Raw genomic sequence first — 14,101 nt, forward strand, 5'->3', positions numbered from 1 at the left:
ACTGTGAGCCTTGTGAAGGAAGCGGTGCACACACAGAATTTATTTGATATTCACGGCATGAACGTATGGTACGGAGCCCATCAGGCTTTAAAAGACATTACGATCGGTTTTGAGGAGCGGAAGGTAACTGCGATCATCGGTCCGTCCGGCTGCGGGAAATCCACTTTTATTAAAACATTAAACTTAATGCTGCAAATGGCCCCGAATGTCAAAGTGACAGGCGACATGATCTATAACGGGCGCAATCTGCTGAAAGAAAAGACGGATGCGGCAGAATTAAGAAAACAGATCGGTATGGTGTTTCAAAAAGGCAATCCGTTTCCCCAGTCGATATTTGAGAATGTCGTGTACGGTCCGAGAATTCACGGCGAAAAAAATAAAAAGAAACTGCTTGAAATCGCCGAGGAATCTTTAAAGGCAGCTGCGCTCTGGGATGAAGTGAAAGACCGCCTTCACCAGCAGGCGCTTTCACTGTCAGGCGGTCAACAGCAGCGGCTGTGCATCGCAAGGGCGCTCGCCACAAAACCGGACGTCCTTCTGATGGATGAACCGACGTCTGCTCTTGATCCCGTGTCCACGCGGAAAATAGAAGAGCTGATTTTGACATTGAAGGAAAAGTATACAATTGTCATTGTGACGCACAACATGCAGCAGGCTGCGAGGGTCTCTGATCAAACCGCGTTTTTCTATATGGGCGAACTGGTAGAGTGGGGCGATACGGGCAAAATATTTTCTCAGCCGGATCATCAAAAAACACATGATTATATCACCGGAAAATTCGGATGAAAAAACGGGCCCGGCCATTGACCGGGTCCGTTTTATACTGTCTATTAAAAAAGCCTGCCGGCCGTATCCATCTGAATGGACGATGCCTGCAAGCTTTTTTAGCGGGTTAATGTTTTGACGATTTTTTTAAAGCTCATATCTGAGTCGACTTTGAAATGGCCGGCCCGGATTTCTTTATGGTAGCCTGCGTCAATCACGTAATCATTAAAGTCCTTCGCTGAAGGAATAATCCCTTCTTTTTCAAGAATGGATGATACATCAGCAGTGCTCATTCCGTCTTTAATCGTCAGTTTGTATGTTACTTTTTTCTTTTTGGCGTCTGTGTTTTGGTCGTTGTTTAACGATTTTTCTTTAGAATCAAGCAGTTTTTGATAGTCATCCCGGTTGACGGAGACTTTTTGCTGATCGTCGAGGTAGCTGTTTACTTCTTTTTCTGTCAATGCTGTTTTTTCGGTTTTAACGGCGGCTGCCTGGTCATGGTCAGTCAAATAGAAGACAGCGGCGAGAACGGCCGTCGCTAAAATCATGCCTGCTGCAAAAGCCTGAATGCCCCGTTTTGTCATACGAGCACCTTCTCATTATCTTTAATAATGGTATTGACGTCCTCGACAGACACGTGCTCCGCTTTTGCGATGGCTTCCGCAGACATTCCGTTGTTATATTTTGAAATGATTTGTTTGGCGATTTTTTGATTAATGCCGCTGCTTTTGGCTTTGCGGATCACGAGGTTGGTTTCCAGCAATTCTTCTTCAAGCACCGTCATTTTCTTTTTCAGCTTGTAAATTTCCTGCATGGCGGAAAGCTGAAGCGTTTCAAGCTCCTGTTCCACATCTTTCATCGGATCTCTTTGAGAATATGAGAATGCAATAAGCGCTATACTGACGATAAACAACGCAATAATAGCAATTTCCACGTTTCATCACCTTCTATTATTAATTTGCCCTTCTTTTTTATACCATAAAACGCCGCCATTCTAAAGGAAATAGAGAAAAAAACGGAATTTTGTCGGGAAATCTTTTTTATTCGGGGAGCAAACGGTTATTTCTCTATAGATTTCGCATCAGAAAGCCCTTTTTTGTCCTGTTTCGTCATATTTTCCCTTCATCTGACGCAAGCTCATTCAGAGGATCAGAAGCGTAAACTGATGTTTTCTGCACTTAAACAACATTTCATGTAAATCACTCTAGCATTCCGTCCATTATAGTGGTATTATATATAAGTCTGAATAAGTAAATGATATTTAGTTTGGAGGGAAAATAATGCGCGTTAATATTACTTTGGCTTGCACTGAATGTGGTGAGCGTAACTATATTTCTAAAAAGAACAAACGCAACAATCCGGACCGCGTTGAATTTAAAAAATATTGCCCACGTGATAAAAAATCTACGTTACACCGTGAAACAAAATAAGCTGTTTAAAACAGCGGAAAAAGCTGGAGCTTTCAATAAAGTTCTGGCTTTTTTGTCTTTCAGGGAGGTTTGAGAAACGTGAAAGCACAAATCAGAACCGATATAAAAGCAAAGCTTTCTGACATGTCAGAAAGTGAATGGGAGAAAAAATGCCGCAGCATGCGTGAAACGCTGTTTTCTTTAAAAGAATGGAAACAGGCCCGCGTGATCGCCGTTACCATCTCGACACGCCTGGAAATTCCGACACGGCCGATTATTGAACAGGCCTGGAAAGAGAAAAAACAAGTCTGTATCCCAAAATGCTTTCCGCAGACGGGAGCGATGGAGTTCCGTACATTTTCTGCGTATGATCAGCTGGAAACTGTATATGCGGGCCTCAGTGAACCGATCGAGAGCCTGACGGAAAAAGCCGTCCAAAATGACATTGACCTTGTGATTGTGCCCGGCGTGGCTTTTGACCGGGAAGGCTTCAGAATCGGATACGGCGGAGGATATTATGATCGGTACCTCTCCGGTTATAAAGGCCGTACCGTGTCGCTTCTCTTTGACTGCCAGCTGACAGACCGCATTCCCCGCATGCCCCACGATATTCCGGTCGATATGATCGTGACTGAATCTGAAACCATCGCTTAATCGCATAAAAAACTTCTTGCACCGGAATAATTCTCGCTGTTTGACAAACGATAGGGGCAGGAGGGATAAGATGAAAAAATTGTTGATCTACTCATTATGCGCCGTATCTGTTTTAGCCGTTTACCAAAACCGCTACCGTCTGATGAACAGCGTGCTCAGCCAGCCGGGGATCAGACGGTCATTCATTCATTTCTTTTTAAAAATACCGTTTATCAGAAACAAATTCATTCAGCAGGCATTTTAAACAAATCCCGTTTTTCAGCGGGATTTTTTGCATAAGAAAACCTGCCGGTAAAAAACGGCAGGTTTTCTCGTATTGTCAGCTTTTTTTCAGGAAACCGATCAGAATTGAGATCATAGGAGAAATGTACAGGAAAAAGGCAAACGGCAGGTAGTCGATGACGGAAACCCCTAAAGCGCTTGCCATAAAAGCGCCGCTTACTCCCCAGGGAATCAGCGGGTTGATCAATGTTCCGCCGTCCTCAAGCGACCGCGCGAGGTGAATCCGCTTAATGCTGAGCCTGTCATATAAAGGTTTATAAGATTGACCCGGAATTAAAATCGACAAGTACTGCTCACCTGTCGCAAGGTTTACGCCTATACTTGAGAAGACGGTCGCCATGACAAGACGTCCTTTCGTATGCACGCCTTTTATCAATCCTTGAAGCAGTGCCGCGATCAGGCCCGTTTTTTCCATCAGGCCGCCGAGCGCAAAGGCGATCATGATCAGAGAGACTGATCCCATCATCGATTGGAGCCCGCCTCTGTTGATAATGCTGGCCACAGCCTGGTCGCCGGTTTTAAACGCCGTCCCGCTTTGCAGGGCGGATATAAATCCTTGAATGCTGCTGTCAGGAATAAAAACAGCAGTCAGAAGCCCTGCGGAAATAATACCGGCGGTAAGCACCGGAATCACGGAAACCCGTCTCACAGCTAAAATGATCACCAACAGAGGTGAAAGAAGCGACCAAGGCGTAACGTGCACGGCCTCTTTCATTCCGGAAATGACAGCCTCAATATTTTGCGTTGAAGCGGCATTTATTGAAACCGATGAACCGAGAATATAAAAAAGAACAATCGTGATCAGCAGTGCCGGAACAGTAGTGCCCATCATATGGCGAATATGCTTAAAAATCGGAATTTCGCCGATTCCGGCGGCAAAATTCGTCGTGTCGGACATCGGTGACATTTTATCACCGAAACAAGCTCCGCAAATGACTGCTCCCGCCGTCCATTCGAGCGGAACTCCCGCCGCGCTTGCTACCCCTAACAGCGCGACGCCGATTGTACTGACAGTTGTCAGACTTGAGCCGACAAGCGTGCTGATGATCATGCAGGAAAATAATGCGGTCAAAAGCAGCTGACTCGGCTGTATAATTGACAAAGCGTAAACGGTGACGCTGGGAATGGCGCCGCTGTACATCCAGGCGCCGATCAGCATACCGATCAAAGCCAGTACGATAATCGGCTGCACACCGTTTTTCAATCCGCTGACAATTCCTTTTTCAAGACTCTCCCACGAGAAACCGAGCCACAAACCTGCGAAAGACAGAATAATGACGCAAAAGAACAGCGGCATATGCGGCTCTGTATGAAAGAAAAACAGGCAGGACATAATGACTGCTAACATCAAGACAAATAAACTGATGGCTGAGATGAACGTCAGCCTTTTTTCTTGTTTCAAAACAACACCCCATCAAACTTTAATCCTTTTGTGCTTTTGGGCACGAAAGTATTGTAACAGAAAAACGCATAAATGAGTGTTTTTTTACAATTATGAATATACAATTTATGAAAATGACACAAGGATATTTTCTCCAATCGTTTTTTGCTTGACGCCCGGATCAGTGATGAAATACGCTTATATTAAGAAGAATAGAAATGGTGAAGCAGATGAATTCATTTTATGACGTGCAGCAGCTGTTTAAGTCATTCGGACATATCGTTTATTTCGGTGATAGACAAGCCGAGATTGACTTTATGAAAGATGAATTAAAGGAAATGTACTTGTCAAACGTGATTGAAAGAGAATTATGGCAAAAAGCCGCCGGTGTTCTTCAGAGAGAATCGGAGCGGATCAAAGGCAGATAACACAGCAGGATTTTAATAAGAAAAGGAGATTATTATGGAAGATACATGGTTTGCGGGGATTGATCTTGGCGGGACAACCATCAAGCTGGCCTTCATCAACATGTACGGTGAAATTCAGCATAAATGGGAAGTTCCTACCGATAAATCAGGAAACACAATTACGGTCACGATCGCCAAAGCGCTTGATCAGAAGCTGGAAGAACTGAACAAGCCGAAACGGATCGTAAAATGGATCGGAATGGGAGCGCCCGGACCCGTGGAAATGGTGACGGGGATGGTCTATGAGACGACAAATATGGGGTGGAAAAACTATCCGCTGAAAGACCATCTCGAGGCGGAAACGGGTATTCCGGCCGTCATTGAAAACGATGCCAATATCGCGGCGCTCGGAGAAATGTGGAAGGGTGCAGGTGACGGGGCCAAAGATGTCATTTTAGTGACGCTCGGAACCGGAGTCGGCGGAGGCATCATCGTCAACGGAGAAATCGTCCACGGTAAAAACGGGGCCGGCGGAGAAATCGGTCATATTTGCAGTATTCCGGAAGGAGGAGCTCCGTGCAACTGCGGAAAATCCGGCTGCATCGAAACGATTGCGTCCGCAACAGGCATCGTCCGCATCGCGAAAGAAAAGCTTGCGGCGGTTTCCGACTCTTCGCTCTTAGAAGTGGATGATTTGACGGCACGTGACGTGTTCGAAGTGGCTAAACAGCAGGATAAGACAGCGCTTGAAGTCGTCGATTATGTCGCAAAACATTTAGGCCTCGTGCTCGGAAATCTGGCAAGCGCCATGAACCCGACGAAAATCGTGCTCGGCGGAGGCGTGTCTAAAGCGGGTGAAATCCTGCGGTCAAAAGTGGAAGAGACTTTCAAAATCACCGCGTTCCCGCGTTCTGCGGAAGCGGCCGATATTTCGATTGCGGCACTTGGAAATGACGCCGGAGTCATCGGCGGGGCGTGGATTGCCAAAAATGAATGGCTCAAACATCAAAACTGCTGAAGAAAGTCTGCCTGCCCATATCGCGGGCGGCTTTCTTTTTTTATCTCCCCTGTCATATAGTTTTTAAAAAAGGGGGATGAACATGGCGGGAATTCGTGTCAAACCTGAATTGAAGCAGCATATGACAGATATTGCAAAGGTGCTTTCAATTGATGAAAAACTGTTGAAAGCCGCTGATAAAACGGCGGGAAGCGATGAATTATTTTGTCCCGGCTTTGCCGTGAGCGGGCAGTCAGAGGGTCCGCCGCTTGAGACGCTGAGCGGGCTTTCGCGATACATCCGGCACTGTGAAAGGATTCTTTCCGCTGATCAATGGGTGAAGGAAGAAAAGGTGTACGGCTCCGAATCGGTTTATGAAGAAATTGAGAAAATAACGCATGTCTTTCCGTTTGTCACATGCCGTAAAATCGGCAGTTCCGTATTGGGAAAGCCGCTATATGAGCTGAAAATAGGTGCGGATACGGCTGAAAGAAAAGTCCATGTAAACGCCTCATTTCATGCCAATGAATGGATCACCACCTCGGTCGCGCTTAAATGGTGTAAAGAATATTGCGCGGCATTATGCGAAAATAAAACCGTTTTCGGGCACTCTGCGCTTGATATATTCAGCCTGACATCATTGTCATTCGTTCCGCTCGTAAATCCCGACGGGGTTGATCTCGTGCTTTACGGATGTGAAGATTTATCAGAAAAAAATGAATTTCTTAATCAATTAAATGAGCACCGCCCCGATTTCCGCGAATGGAAGGCGAATATAAACGGTGTGGATTTAAATAAACATTTCCCATCCAATTGGGATATTGAACAGAGGCGCAAACCGAAAGCCCCTTCATACCGTGATTTTCCGGGGACGGCGCCGCTCACTGAACCGGAGGCGCAGGCGATGCACCGGCTGATAACGGAACAGCCGCCTGACCGGCTGATCGCTCTTCATACGCAGGGAGAAGAGATTTATTGGGGATACGAAGGATGTGAACCGGAGCAATCATCCCGGATGATTCGGGAGTTTGAAGCGATAAGCGGAAACCGCTATCAAGGCGTTAAAACCATTGACAGCCATGCCGGTTTTAGGGATTGGTTTATACAGCAGTATGGAAAAGAGGGCTATACCATTGAGCTCGGGAAGGGAAAAAACCCTTTGCCTTTTCATCAGTTTGCTGATATTTATCAAGCGACGGAAGGTATTTTGTGGAGGTCGCTTGTTTTTTGAGACATCTGTGAAATTTCTCATTTGTTTACATAAACAAATATGGGACAATAGAAAAGAATGGAGGGAAGGCTGGTGAGATACTTGGTTTGTGTTCTGCTGTCTGCATTCGTTCTGTGTTTAGCGGCCTGTGAACCATCTCATCAGCAGCAAGACACAGGCGTTTCGGCAAAATCGGCAGAACAGAAAATCGTTCCGCTCAGTAAAAAGGAAGCGGAGAAAACGGAAGGATGGCTGGATAACAGAACGATCCTGTATACAGCACATCATCAGCTGATGAAATATGATCTTTTCAGCGGAAAATCCGAACGGCTCTATGAAACAAAGGGCAATATTGTCAATGTAAAGATCAGCCGGAAAAAACAGCTGATTCTCGTACAAGTGACAAGCAGCGGTCAGACTGAGCTTGTGCTTATGAACAAGCAGGGGAAAAGACTTTATCACAAAGCCTTTAACTCTTATGAGCTGGAGACGGCTTGGAATCCGTATGACCCGTATCAAATGATGATTACCGTTTTTACTGAAACATGGGACTTCACAGCCTATACGGCCGATATGAACAACGGCATTTTAAAAAAGAGTCCCGTTCAGGCCCCTTTTGTCCATTGGACCTCCACTGATGAATTCCAATATATCAAGCAAGGAAAAACGGAGGAAGAGGGTCCTTTATATTCTTATGACTTGCAGACAAAAAAAGAAAAAAGAGTGCTTCATCACGTCATCTGGGCTGATTCCCGCCCGGGCATGGCGATTGCCGTCAGACAAACGGATCAATCGGACGGAGACGGCGAGTTCCTTTTCCAAAAGCCGGCATCCGTGACACACCGCTTTCCTCTCCAAGAAAAGTATGACAGCTTTGCGCCGATGGAATATGATTACGATCAGACACACAAGCGGTTTTACATATTCAAGCCTGAAGGCCGCTCTTACAATCTGATCAGCTTTGACTTAGGAGACGAACGGGAGCGGACGGTGCTCAAAAACACGGAAATGGAGCCGATTCAGATCTCTCCGAACGGGGAATACGCTTTATACGGCTTTACGTATGACCGTCTGATTTCACTGAAAACAGGCATGACAGAACCAATCATAACAAATGAAAAAGGAGTTTGAACCAAATGGCAATTGCAGATGTGACAATCATTCCGATCGGAACAAAAACACCGAGCGTCAGTGAGTACGTAGCGGATGTGCAAAACATTTTGGAGGGTTACAAAGCTGCCGGCAAAATCAAATTTCAGCTCACGCCGATGAACACTTTGATTGAAGGTGAGCTGAGCGACTTATTCGCAGTCATTCAGGACATTCACGAAGCCCCGTTCCAAAAAGGGCTGCACAGAGTGGCGACAAATATCCGCATTGATGACAGACGTGATAAAGAAACGACGCTGGAGAGCAAAATCAAAAGTGTCAGCAAACATTTGCAGCAATAAAAAATAAGCCTGTATCCATTGGATACAGGCTTTTAATGTGCAGTCGGATAGCCGCTGGTTACAACGGTCATTACGGTAAACCAGCCAAACACGCCCAGCGTGGCGGCGGCTAACAAAAATCCCAGGATATTTCTCTGTCTGACAGCCCGCAGGACTCCTAATACAGCTAATAATGCGACAAGGCCGAAGATTACAACAAGTAACATCATGCTCCTCCTTTGTCATTGGAACCTGAAAATCTTTCCATTTCATTTTAACCGTTTTCATTTTGTTTGTCGATAGCGTTTTCCCGGACGCATTCATTGAATCTTCCGCAGAAAACCTTCATAATAAGGGCATATACATAAAGAGGTGATGAAAGTGAAATGGAGACGAATGCCGGCCGGTCCGATTCAGGCAAACGCGTATTTTCTTGTCAGTGAGGATCAGTCCTGTCTTATTTTTGATCCGGGCGGGGAAGCGGACAAAATCAACAATTACATAAAAGAAAACAATCTGAAGCCGCTGGCCATCTTACTGACGCACGCTCATTTTGATCATATCGGCGCGCTTGATGAAGTAAGAGACAGATGGAATGTTCCCGTATATCTTCACAAAAATGAAGAAAAGTGGCTGGAGGACTCTTCCTTAAACGGATCAGGCATATTGCGGGGCATCGCCGTAACGGCACGGCCCGCCGAACGGCTGATTGAAGGCGACGGCATATTGGACATCGGACCTTTCCATTTGGAGACATTGTTCACGCCGGGACATTCACCGGGAAGCGTTTCTTATTATGTGAAGGACGCTGATCTGGTGATTTCAGGTGATGTGCTTTTTCAGGGAGGCATCGGCCGAACTGATTTACACGGCGGAAGTCAGGACGTATTGCTTGATTCCATTCATCAAAAACTGCTCACGCTTCCCGGACATACACTTGTATTAAGCGGGCACGGGCCGGAAACGGATATCCAGACAGAGCAGGAGCGAAACCCGTTTATCAATGGTTTTTCACTGTAAATGAAAAAAGACAGACCATAATGGTCTGTCTTTTTCTGTCAGTGGGTTCCGCCGCCCGGTGTCATAATAAAAATAGAGTAATATGTAAATCCGGCGAAAAATACGGTTAAGTAAGCTCCGAAAATATAAATATACATCCGCTCAGTCAGATTCAAATAAGAAAGAAATACGAAAAAGATCGTCTGTCCAAAAAACAAAAGAGAAGCGTCTTTCATGCCCCCTAAAAAAAACATGACTGCAAATATCCCCGTCCAAAATCCTAACACCCGGAACATGCGATTCATTCCTTATCCCCTCCCGAGAGTCTATCTGAAGTTTATTATAATAGATCGGCACTCAAAATGTAAACATTTTCATGATTATATTTATTGTGGAATTTATGTCTTTCCCTGTGTTTTATATCTTATGCCGCTCTCTGAAAAAGATCCGAAAAATCTTTTTGAAATATGTTTAATGAAAAAAAGTTCAGGGTACTTATGTTAACAAAGAGACGGATTATCCGAGGGAGGAATTTTTAAAAATGAAAGAACTTATTTTTTATTCATACCCGAGCTGCACATCATGCCGAAAAACGAAACATTGGTTAAAAGCCCACAATGTTGACTTTCAAGAGCGCCATCTATTCAGGGAGACACCGACAATTGATGAATTGAAGCAGATCCTATCATTAACGACCGAAGGAATTGATGAAATATTGGCGACGAGAAGCCAAACATTTAAAAATCTCAACCTGAACATTGAAGAAATGACTGTAAATGAAGTGCTGAAGCTTTTGACTGAGAAGCCGAAACTGCTGCGGCGTCCGATTCTGATCGATCGCAATAAGCTCGTTATCGGATACAATCCAGGAGAACTGATGAAGCTGACGAAGAAAAAAACGGTACATCAATCTGTATCATAAGAGAAAAACGAAGATCCGCTGATCAAAATTTATCAGCTAATCTTCGTTTTTTGCGGTTGCGGGACTGGGCTAGCTGGATTCGAACCAACGATCACGGAGTCAAAGTCCATTGCCTTACCGCTTGGCTATAGCCCATCGGATGTAATTACAGTATGTGCGTCAGGCGCCGATTTATACATACAAAGGAATTTGAATGGAGGAGACCCGTGAAACATTTGAATGAAACATTATCTCGAATCTTAATTGAAGAATCAGGTGAAATCACACGCCAGTGGCTGCTCATACCAAAATCGGGGCGGCCTTCAGATGATCAGAAAGCGGAAATGCAGCACCGTCTGTTAATTGAAATCGTTGCCGGCATTCTATCGGAAAAAGATGGCGGGGAAGAGGAGCTGACAAAGTGGGCGCTTCAGTTCGCAAGGGACCGGGCCGTCCATGAAGTACCGGTCTATGAAAGCGTCACGAGCTTTAAAGAATTCCGGAGATTGGTCTGGAACCGCATACAGACATGCTGTGAAACGATGTCTGAGAAGCCTGGGGCGAATGCGGTATTCCAATGGGGAGAGAAGCTGAACAAAGCAATTGACCATATGATTGAAGTATTTACAGAGGAATATTATAAAGTGACGGTTACACAATTAAACGCCCAAAAAGAAATGATTAACGAACTGAGCGCGCCGATTATGCCGATTGCCGATGGTATTGGAATTTTGCCGCTCGTCGGCGAAATTGACACCTACCGGGCAAAAATGATTTTAGAATCGGTGCTTGACCAATGTTCTTCACTCCGTCTTTCTTATTTATTTTTAGATATATCAGGTGTGCCGATTGTGGATACGATGGTCGCTTATCAGATTTTTAAAGTGATTGACAGCACAAAGCTTCTTGGCATAGAAACGACAATCTCAGGCATCAGGCCGGAAATCGCGCAGACCGTCGTGAAGCTCGGCATCGATTTTTCAAAGGTGAAAACGGAGCAGAGTCTGGCGAAAGCACTGGCAAAAAACGGATTTATCGTAAAAGAATCATTAAGATGATAAAAAGCTGAATGGCCGGGAGGGATTTCTCCCTCAGCTATTCAGCTTTGTCAGCTTCAATCGTAATGATATGATGGCTGTCGATTTCTTTTACCGTAAATGTGCAGCCTTCAAAATCAATGGTGCTTCCGGGCTTCGCGTCAATATGCTGAGTAAGAAACCAGCCCCCGAGTGTATCGACTTGATCAGCCGTAATCTCTGTTCCGAGTACATCATTGGCGTCACTGATCAGCAATTTGGCGTTCAGGAGATAGCGGTTCTCCCCAAGCTTTTGAACGGAAGGTGTTTCGTCCGTATCAAATTCGTCGCGGATTTCGCCGACGATCTCTTCAATGATATCTTCCGCCGTTACTAATCCCGCGGTTCCGCCGTACTCATCAATGAGAATGGCCATATGGGCGTGTTCCCGTTGCATTTTAACGAATAATTGATAAATCGGAATCGTCTCAATCACATGGATCGCCGGCTGGATGTAAGGGCTGAGTTCGTGTTTTGTAAACGCCGCTCCTTCTGACAGGAATCTGAATAAAACTTCTTTTATATTGATGATGCCGACTACATGATCTTTATCTCCTTTTACTACAGGATACCGGGTATATTTATTTGTTTTAATAATGTCCCGGAGCATATGTCCCGATCCGCTGTCTAACGGCAGGCTCACCATTTCATTCCGGGGCACCATAATTTCTTTGGCAGTGCGCTTATCAAATGTGAAAATGTTATTTACGTAATGCAGCTCACTTTTTTTGATCATGCCGCTTCGATAGCTTTCGGCAAGGAGCACCCGCAATTCCTCTTCCGTATAAGCCATTTCATGTTCGGAAGCAGGCTTCAAGCCGAACATGGCTGTAATTAGGCGGGCGGAATGATTGAGCAGCCAGATGAACGGAAACATTAACTTATAAAACAAAATCATCGGTCTGGCAGACAAAAGTGTAATCCGCTCGGCTTTTTGGATAGCAAAACTTTTCGGGGCGAGTTCGCCGATGACGACATTCACATATGTAACCAGCAGAAAGGCGATGATCAATGACAGTACTTGGGCAACCGCTTCGTGAACTCCGGTCTTTAAAAATAACGGCTGAAGCATTGCTTTGACTGTCGGTTCACCCAGCCAGCCGATCCCCAAAGCGGTGACGGTGATGCCCAATTGGCACGCCGATAAATATTCATCGAGGTGTGTAATGACATGCTTGGCTGCTTTTGCTCCTTTTACATCTTCCTCAATGAGCTGATTAATACGGGAGCGCCTTGCTTTAACGATTGAAAACTCTATGGCGACAAAACACGCCGTTAATAATATAAATAGTACGATGGCGGATAGTTTGATGATATACAATGTAACGCCTTCCGCGAAGGAAGGCTTGCACCTCCCTTTTTTCGGAATAATACCACTGTAGAAAGCTGCTCAAACATCGAACCTGGTTTAGCCCGCCTCATTTACGGTAATAAAACAAGAAAGCGATACTGGAGGATGACAAGAGATGAATGTACATTCGGGTGCGGACTGGCTGTGGTACCAGCTCGGTCCGCATGAAAAAACGGAAGCGAAAAAAATGATCCATCACAATCACTGGCCGCAATGCGAAAAGTGGTTTGAACATGAAAATCATATAAACTTTCTGCGCTCAGATACAAATGATCAGAATAATGAAGCGGTTTTCGGATCTTTAATCTATCATCAAGGATTAGATGATGAAAAAAACCATACCGTATTTCACTTTTATATTACGAGAGACTTCTTTTTTACGATTAATTTTGATTTTTCGCTGCTGCGCGGTGTAAAAGAAAAGCATGCCACACAGCAGATTCAAACCTGTGAAAATCCGATTGAAGGCTTTTTTGTTCTGCTGGGAGAGCTGATGAATTCCTATCTGATCGGACTGGATGAATTTGAAGTCAAGCAGCGGACGCTGAAATGGCAGATTCATGATGACAACAGCAAAGGAATCTTGGAAAATGTGCATAAACTGCGCCATGAGCTGTTCATTTGGAAAGGCCTTACACTGGGGGCTAAAAAAGTGGAAATGGCTTTAAAAGAAGCATTTCTTCCGAAAAATGACAGGCAGAAAGATTACCTCAGAGCTCATCATAAGATGGAAAGAGGGATTACATATATCAATGAGTTTGATCAGGAACTGAGCAATCTGCTGCACGCCGAGGAAGTCATTACTTCCCAAAGAGGAAATGAAATTGTGAAAGCCTTGACGATCTTTACAACTCTCTTTACACCGATGACGGCGCTTGGAGCTCTCTGGGGGATGAACTTTGATAACATGCCGGAGCTTCATTGGAAATATGCGTATATCTGTTCCATCGTGCTCATTATTGTATCAACCCTGCTGATTTATATTTATCTGCGGCAGAAAGGCTGGACAGGGGACATTTTGAGGGAGCATCAAAAAAAATATTTGCGGAAAGAAAAGAAACGCTAAGAAGAGCAGGCATACGCCTGCTTTTTTGATGGCTGAAAATGGCCGAATGGTTCCGGATTTCATTCAGTAAATCAATGTCAGGGGGCTTATTTTTTATTTTTTTGCGTTTTACACAGTGTAAAACGCATAATCTCTCCTTTGCCGGCTTTTGTGTATCTGATTTACAATACGTG

At 44.8% G+C, this 14,101-nt stretch carries 19 protein-coding genes and 1 tRNA gene; 13 read left to right on the plus strand and 7 right to left on the minus strand.

Annotated features, from left to right (window positions below; all coding sequences use genetic code 11):
• Window positions 1–3: 3 nt before the first annotated feature.
• Window positions 4–786 carry a phosphate ABC transporter ATP-binding protein PstB gene (gene pstB, locus HWY38_RS15930; RefSeq protein WP_003153040.1) on the plus strand — a complete coding sequence of 261 codons (783 nt, stop codon included), beginning with the start codon at window positions 4–6 and terminating at the stop codon, window positions 784–786.
• Between the two features lie 98 nt (window positions 787–884).
• Here the strand turns inward: pstB and HWY38_RS15935 are convergent, their stop codons facing one another.
• Window positions 885–1,349 (minus strand): endolytic transglycosylase MltG, encoded by a 465-nt coding sequence (locus tag HWY38_RS15935; protein WP_007408308.1) that lies wholly within the window; start codon window positions 1,347–1,349, stop codon window positions 885–887.
• Complete coding sequence (locus HWY38_RS15940) at window positions 1,346–1,699, minus strand: hypothetical protein (RefSeq protein ID WP_003153047.1); 354 nt, start codon at window positions 1,697–1,699, stop codon at window positions 1,346–1,348. Before HWY38_RS15940 ends, HWY38_RS15935 begins: the two co-directional genes overlap by 4 nt.
• Before the next feature lie 346 nt (window positions 1,700–2,045).
• Here HWY38_RS15940 and rpmG point away from each other — a divergent pair, with 346 nt between their 5' ends.
• The 3 genes from rpmG to HWY38_RS15955 all read left to right on the plus strand — a co-directional run bounded on the left by rpmG (window position 2,046) and on the right by HWY38_RS15955 (window position 3,072).
• Window positions 2,046–2,195, plus strand: coding sequence for a 50S ribosomal protein L33 (gene rpmG / locus HWY38_RS15945; protein WP_003153056.1), 150 nt, complete (start codon window positions 2,046–2,048; stop codon window positions 2,193–2,195).
• Window positions 2,196–2,273: 78 nt separating this feature from the next.
• Window positions 2,274–2,828, plus strand: a complete 555-nt coding sequence (locus HWY38_RS15950; RefSeq protein WP_224182184.1) for a 5-formyltetrahydrofolate cyclo-ligase — start codon at window positions 2,274–2,276, stop codon at window positions 2,826–2,828.
• A gap of 70 nt (window positions 2,829–2,898) precedes the next feature.
• Entirely contained in the window at window positions 2,899–3,072 is a 174-nt protein-coding gene (locus tag HWY38_RS15955; protein ID WP_007408311.1) for a hypothetical protein, read from the plus strand.
• A gap of 75 nt (window positions 3,073–3,147) precedes the next feature.
• On the opposite strand, the gene nhaC is transcribed toward HWY38_RS15955, so the two are convergent.
• Window positions 3,148–4,512, minus strand: coding sequence for a Na+/H+ antiporter NhaC (nhaC, locus tag HWY38_RS15960; protein WP_224182185.1), 1,365 nt, complete (start codon window positions 4,510–4,512; stop codon window positions 3,148–3,150).
• Window positions 4,513–4,709: 197 nt separating this feature from the next.
• Between nhaC and HWY38_RS15965 the strand changes: the two genes are divergently transcribed.
• The 5 genes from HWY38_RS15965 to HWY38_RS15985 all read left to right on the plus strand — a co-directional run bounded on the left by HWY38_RS15965 (window position 4,710) and on the right by HWY38_RS15985 (window position 8,556).
• Entirely contained in the window at window positions 4,710–4,919 is a 210-nt protein-coding gene (locus HWY38_RS15965) for a YqgQ family protein (protein ID WP_007612586.1), read from the plus strand.
• A 34-nt stretch (window positions 4,920–4,953) separates the two neighbouring features.
• Window positions 4,954–5,916 carry a glucose kinase GlcK gene (gene glcK / locus HWY38_RS15970; protein WP_224182186.1) on the plus strand — a complete coding sequence of 321 codons (963 nt, stop codon included), beginning with the start codon at window positions 4,954–4,956 and terminating at the stop codon, window positions 5,914–5,916.
• A gap of 82 nt (window positions 5,917–5,998) precedes the next feature.
• Window positions 5,999–7,126, plus strand: coding sequence for a M14 family metallocarboxypeptidase (locus HWY38_RS15975; RefSeq protein ID WP_224182187.1), 1,128 nt, complete (start codon window positions 5,999–6,001; stop codon window positions 7,124–7,126).
• A gap of 72 nt (window positions 7,127–7,198) precedes the next feature.
• Window positions 7,199–8,236: a hypothetical protein gene (locus tag HWY38_RS15980; protein WP_224182188.1), complete on the plus strand. Its 1,038-nt coding sequence runs from the start codon at window positions 7,199–7,201 to the stop codon at window positions 8,234–8,236.
• 5 nt (window positions 8,237–8,241) lie between these two features.
• Entirely contained in the window at window positions 8,242–8,556 is a 315-nt protein-coding gene (locus HWY38_RS15985) for an MTH1187 family thiamine-binding protein (RefSeq protein ID WP_003153073.1), read from the plus strand.
• Window positions 8,557–8,588: 32 nt separating this feature from the next.
• Here the strand turns inward: HWY38_RS15985 and HWY38_RS15990 are convergent, their stop codons facing one another.
• Entirely contained in the window at window positions 8,589–8,762 is a 174-nt protein-coding gene (locus HWY38_RS15990) for a DUF2759 domain-containing protein (RefSeq protein ID WP_003153076.1), read from the minus strand.
• 154 nt (window positions 8,763–8,916) lie between these two features.
• Between HWY38_RS15990 and HWY38_RS15995 the strand changes: the two genes are divergently transcribed.
• Entirely contained in the window at window positions 8,917–9,555 is a 639-nt protein-coding gene (locus HWY38_RS15995; RefSeq protein WP_224182189.1) for an MBL fold metallo-hydrolase, read from the plus strand.
• Window positions 9,556–9,593: 38 nt separating this feature from the next.
• On the opposite strand, the gene HWY38_RS16000 is transcribed toward HWY38_RS15995, so the two are convergent.
• Window positions 9,594–9,839, minus strand: a complete 246-nt coding sequence (locus HWY38_RS16000; protein ID WP_003153078.1) for a DUF2626 domain-containing protein — start codon at window positions 9,837–9,839, stop codon at window positions 9,594–9,596.
• Window positions 9,840–10,075: 236 nt separating this feature from the next.
• Between HWY38_RS16000 and HWY38_RS16005 the strand changes: the two genes are divergently transcribed.
• The gene (locus tag HWY38_RS16005; protein ID WP_003153079.1) at window positions 10,076–10,456 is read left to right on the plus strand and encodes a Spx/MgsR family RNA polymerase-binding regulatory protein; all 381 of its coding nucleotides are present in this window, start codon (window positions 10,076–10,078) and stop codon (window positions 10,454–10,456) included.
• 64 nt (window positions 10,457–10,520) lie between these two features.
• Here HWY38_RS16005 and HWY38_RS16010 read toward each other — a convergent pair.
• Window positions 10,521–10,591 (minus strand) — tRNA-Gln (locus HWY38_RS16010).
• A 71-nt stretch (window positions 10,592–10,662) separates the two neighbouring features.
• Here HWY38_RS16010 and HWY38_RS16015 point away from each other — a divergent pair.
• Window positions 10,663–11,493: an STAS domain-containing protein gene (locus HWY38_RS16015; RefSeq protein ID WP_224182190.1), complete on the plus strand. Its 831-nt coding sequence runs from the start codon at window positions 10,663–10,665 to the stop codon at window positions 11,491–11,493.
• A gap of 37 nt (window positions 11,494–11,530) precedes the next feature.
• Here HWY38_RS16015 and HWY38_RS16020 read toward each other — a convergent pair whose 3' ends face one another.
• Window positions 11,531–12,832 carry a hemolysin family protein gene (locus HWY38_RS16020; protein ID WP_224182191.1) on the minus strand — a complete coding sequence of 434 codons (1,302 nt, stop codon included), beginning with the start codon at window positions 12,830–12,832 and terminating at the stop codon, window positions 11,531–11,533.
• 145 nt (window positions 12,833–12,977) lie between these two features.
• Between HWY38_RS16020 and HWY38_RS16025 the strand changes: the two genes are divergently transcribed.
• Window positions 12,978–13,928, plus strand: a complete 951-nt coding sequence (locus tag HWY38_RS16025; protein WP_014305415.1) for a magnesium transporter CorA family protein — start codon at window positions 12,978–12,980, stop codon at window positions 13,926–13,928.
• Window positions 13,929–14,101: the final 173 nt, after the last annotated feature.

Origin of the sequence: Bacillus sp. KS1 (assembly GCF_020075515.1) — a bacterium.
Classification (GTDB): Bacteria; Bacillota; Bacilli; order Bacillales; family Bacillaceae; genus Bacillus; species Bacillus velezensis.

Bases quoted from the DNA above. Each gene is read 5' to 3' on its own strand.
- HWY38_RS16000 (WP_003153078.1), bottom strand. From the start codon at position 9,839: ATGAATCGCATGTTCCGGGTGTTAGGATTTTGGACGGGGATATTTGCA.
- HWY38_RS16005 (WP_003153079.1), top strand. From the start codon at position 10,076: ATGAAAGAACTTATTTTTTATTCATACCCGAGCTGCACATCATGCCGA.
- HWY38_RS15965 (WP_007612586.1), top strand. From the start codon at position 4,710: ATGGTGAAGCAGATGAATTCATTTTATGACGTGCAGCAGCTGTTTAAG.
- glcK (WP_224182186.1), top strand. From the start codon at position 4,954: ATGGAAGATACATGGTTTGCGGGGATTGATCTTGGCGGGACAACCATC.
- HWY38_RS15975 (WP_224182187.1), top strand. From the start codon at position 5,999: ATGGCGGGAATTCGTGTCAAACCTGAATTGAAGCAGCATATGACAGAT.
- HWY38_RS16025 (WP_014305415.1), top strand. From the start codon at position 12,978: ATGAATGTACATTCGGGTGCGGACTGGCTGTGGTACCAGCTCGGTCCG.
- HWY38_RS15955 (WP_007408311.1), top strand. From the start codon at position 2,899: ATGAAAAAATTGTTGATCTACTCATTATGCGCCGTATCTGTTTTAGCC.
- HWY38_RS15990 (WP_003153076.1), bottom strand. From the start codon at position 8,762: ATGTTACTTGTTGTAATCTTCGGCCTTGTCGCATTATTAGCTGTATTA.
- HWY38_RS15985 (WP_003153073.1), top strand. From the start codon at position 8,242: ATGGCAATTGCAGATGTGACAATCATTCCGATCGGAACAAAAACACCG.
- rpmG (WP_003153056.1), top strand. From the start codon at position 2,046: ATGCGCGTTAATATTACTTTGGCTTGCACTGAATGTGGTGAGCGTAAC.
- HWY38_RS15935 (WP_007408308.1), bottom strand. From the start codon at position 1,349: ATGACAAAACGGGGCATTCAGGCTTTTGCAGCAGGCATGATTTTAGCG.